We start from the raw sequence: 3,516 nt of genomic DNA on the forward strand, positions 1-3,516 counted from the left end.
CGCCCATTGCGCGCGCCGCCAAGCCGCACGTAGTGGTGGTGGGCGGAGGTTATGGCGGCGCCACTGCCGCGCGCTATTTGCGGCTGCTGGGCGCAGGCGCCGTCGATGTCACGCTGGTCGATGAGAACCCGGCTTTTGTCTCCTGCCCGCTATCGAATCTGGTACTGGGCGGCAGCAAGTCCATGGCCGACATCACCGTCGCCCGCGACGGCCTGTCGCGCCACGGGGTGCGCCTGCTGCGCGACCGGGCGCTCGCCATCGACGCGGCGGCCCGGCAGGTTCGGCTGGCGGGCGGTGAACGGCTGTCGTATGACCGGCTGATACTCTCGCCGGGCGTGGACATGCAGTGGCAACGCATCGATGGCATGGACGCGCCGGGCGCGCGCGAACGGATTCTGCACGCCTGGAAAGCGGGCGCGCAGACCGCGGCCTTGCGGCGCCAGCTGGAGGCCATGTCGGACGGGGGCAACTATGTGCTGACCATACCGCTGGCGCCGTACCGCTGCCCGCCTGCGCCATACGAGCGCGCCTGCCAGGTGGCGTGGTACTTCAAGCAGCACAAGCCGCGCTCCAAGGTGCTGGTGTTCGATGCCAATGCCGACATCACGTCCAAGGCCGCGCTGTTCCGCCGCGCCTGGGCTGATTCCTACGCGAACTACATCGAATACACGCCGCAGTTCGAGGCGGTCGCGGTGGATGCCGCCCGTCTGAGCGTGGAGTTTGAACTGGGCGAAACCGTGCTGGCGGACGTGCTGAACGTGGTGCCGCCCATGCGCGCCGCGGCTATCGCGGTGGACGCCGGCCTGGCGACGGCCAATGGCGCCTGGTGCGAGGTGGATTTCCTGACCTTCGAATCGCTCGCCGTGCCTGGCATCCATGTGCTGGGCGATGCGATCCAGGTCGCGCCGGCGATGCCCAAGTCCGGCCACATGGCCAACCAGCATGGCAAGACCTGCGCCGCCGCCGTGCTGGCCCTGCTTGGCGGCGGCAGCGTCAATCCGCTGCCGCTGTATGCCAACACCTGCTACAGCTACACCTCCGACCGCGAGGTCATGCACGTGGCCAGCGTGCATCGCTACGACGCCGCCGCGAAGACCATGCTGCCGGTGGCCGGAGCCGGCGGATTGTCGGCCGAACCCAACGCTAGGGAAACTCCCGATGCCCAGGCCTGGGTCCAGGCAATCTGGGGCGACATGCTGGGTTGATCCCCTTGTTTGACCGTGTAGCCGCCGCCAGGTGTTGCGGCGCAGCGTGCCAATCGGCTTCTTTATGTGCAAAGATAATTTGCATATAACTACAGAAAATAAAGAAGCTGGGTAACACCCACGGAGGAGAAAGGTGGATCGAGAGGCAAAAGTGGGACGCCTGCGCAAGGCGCCCGAGAATTTCGTGTCCGCCGATCTGGCGCAGGATATTGCCCGCAATGGCCTGGACGACACCCGCCGAGGTTTTTTGCTGCGCAGCTTCCAGACGGCTGGCGCCGCGTTGGCCGCCGGACTGGCGGGCAACGCGCTGGCGCAGAAGGCGGGCGATGAGATGATCCTGACGCCGCGTCCCTGGACCACGTCGCTGGGGCAACCGGTCGCCGCGCGGCCCTATGGCGTGCCGTCGAAGTACGAAGCGAACCTGCAGCGGCGCCAGTCGCCGGGCCTGACCCGGGTGCCCGCCTCCTCGGTCGCCTTTGCGCCCTTGCAAGGCCTGTTCGGCATCATTACGCCGAGCGGGCTGCATTTCGAGCGCCATCATCAAGGCTGGGTGGACATCGACCCGGCGCAGCATCGCTTCATGATCAATGGCCTGGTGGCGCAACCCAAGGTCTACACCATGGACGACCTGATGCGCCTGCCGTCCGTGTCGCGCATCCATTTCATCGAATGCGGCGCCAACAGCGGCCCGGAATGGGGCAATGCGGCCGTTCCGACGGTGCAGTACACCCACGGCATGCTGTCCTGTTGCGAGTTCACCGGCGTGCCGCTTTCGGTGCTGCTGGAAGACTGCGGCGCCGACCTCAAGCGCGGCAAGTTCGTGCTGGCCGAGGGCGCCGACGGTTCCAGCATGACGCGCACCATATCGATGGAAGCGGCGCTGGACGATGCCATCGTGGCCTGGGGCATGAACGGTGAAATGCTGCGGCCCGAGAACGGCTATCCGCTGCGCCTGGTGGTGCCGGGCGTGCAGGGCGTGTCGTGGGTGAAATGGCTGCGCCGCATCGAAGTCGGCGACCAGCCCTGGAACGCCAAGGACGAGACCATCCACTACGTGGACCTGATGCCCGGCGGGCTGCACCGCCAGTACACCTCGATCCAGGAGTGCAAGTCCGTCATCACCACGCCGTCGGGCGGGCAGGTGCTGCTGGACAAGGGCTTCTGCAACATCTCCGGCCTGGCCTGGTCGGGCCGCGGCAAGGTCAAGCAGGTCGATGTGTCGATCGACGGCGGCCGCAACTGGCGCACGGCGCGGCTGGAAGGGCCGGTGCTGGCCAAATGCCTGACGCGCTTCAATATCGACTGGGTCTGGGACGGTTCACCCGTCATCCTGCAAAGCCGCGCCCAGGACGAGACTGGCTACGTCCAGCCGCGTTCGGGCCAGTTGCGCGAGGTGCGCGGCACGCGCTCCATCTATCACAACAACGGCATTCAATCGTGGCGGGTGGCCGAGAGCGGAGAAGTGAGCAATGTCCACATTGAATAGCCTGCGCGCCGCATTGGCCTGTACGGGCCTGGGGCTGGCGATGCTGGCTCCGGGCGCAGAGGCGGCGGATAAATTCCCGGGCGTGGGGCGAGGCGCCACGCCGGCCGAAGTGGCGGCCTGGGACATCGATGTGCGGCCCGATTTCAAGGGCCTGCCGCCTGGCAGCGGCACGGTGCTGCGCGGCGGCGACATCTGGGAAGGCAAGTGCGCGTCCTGCCATGGCAGCTTCGGCGAGAGCAACGAAGTCTTCACTCCTATCGTCGGCGGCACCACCGCCGATGACATCCGCAGCGGCCGCGTTGCGGCGCTGGCCGGCAATTCCCAGCCGCAGCGCACCACGCTGATGAAGGTCAGCACGGTCTCCACGCTGTGGGACTACATCCATCGCGCCATGCCCTGGGACAACCCCAAGACCCTGTCGCCGGACGAGGTCTACGCCGTCACGGCCTACCTGCTTAACCTGGGCGAAATCGTGCCCGAGGATTTCGAGCTCTCCGACAAGAACATCGCCGACGTGCAGGCGCGCATGCCCAACCGCAACGGCATGACGCGCGAGCATGGCATGTGGCTGCTTGCGGACAAGCCCGATACGCAGAACACGGCCTGCATGAGCAATTGTGTCGAGGCCGCCAAGGTCTCGTCCGAGCTGCCGGACTATGCGCGCAACGCCCATGGCGACATCGCGGCGCAGAACCGCCTGATCGGGCCAGTGCGCGGCGCGAACACGCTGGCGCCTCCCTTGACCGGGGCTGCGGGCAGCAATGCCGACGCCGTGCGCCTGCACGCCAGCCAGACTCTCGCCACGGCGGCGGATGCGGCCAAGCC

Annotated in this window: 3 protein-coding genes; all 3 read left to right on the plus strand. The window is 67.0% G+C overall.

Going from position 1 to position 3,516, the window contains the following annotated elements; translation table 11 throughout:
- The first annotated feature begins 5 nt into the window (after window positions 1–5).
- Window positions 6–1,205, plus strand: coding sequence for an NAD(P)/FAD-dependent oxidoreductase (locus WBB14_RS32515; protein ID WP_424243414.1), 1,200 nt, complete (start codon window positions 6–8; stop codon window positions 1,203–1,205).
- A 133-nt stretch (window positions 1,206–1,338) separates the two neighbouring features.
- Window positions 1,339–2,691: a sulfite dehydrogenase gene (gene soxC, locus WBB14_RS32520; protein WP_424243412.1), complete on the plus strand. Its 1,353-nt coding sequence runs from the start codon at window positions 1,339–1,341 to the stop codon at window positions 2,689–2,691.
- Window positions 2,675–3,516: c-type cytochrome (locus tag WBB14_RS32525; protein ID WP_424243413.1), on the plus strand; the 842-nt coding region annotated here is incomplete at its 3' end. The genes soxC and WBB14_RS32525, both read left to right, overlap by 17 nt.

Origin of the sequence: Achromobacter sp., from assembly GCF_049647645.1 — a bacterium.
Taxonomy (GTDB): domain Bacteria; phylum Pseudomonadota; class Gammaproteobacteria; order Burkholderiales; family Burkholderiaceae_B; genus Achromobacter.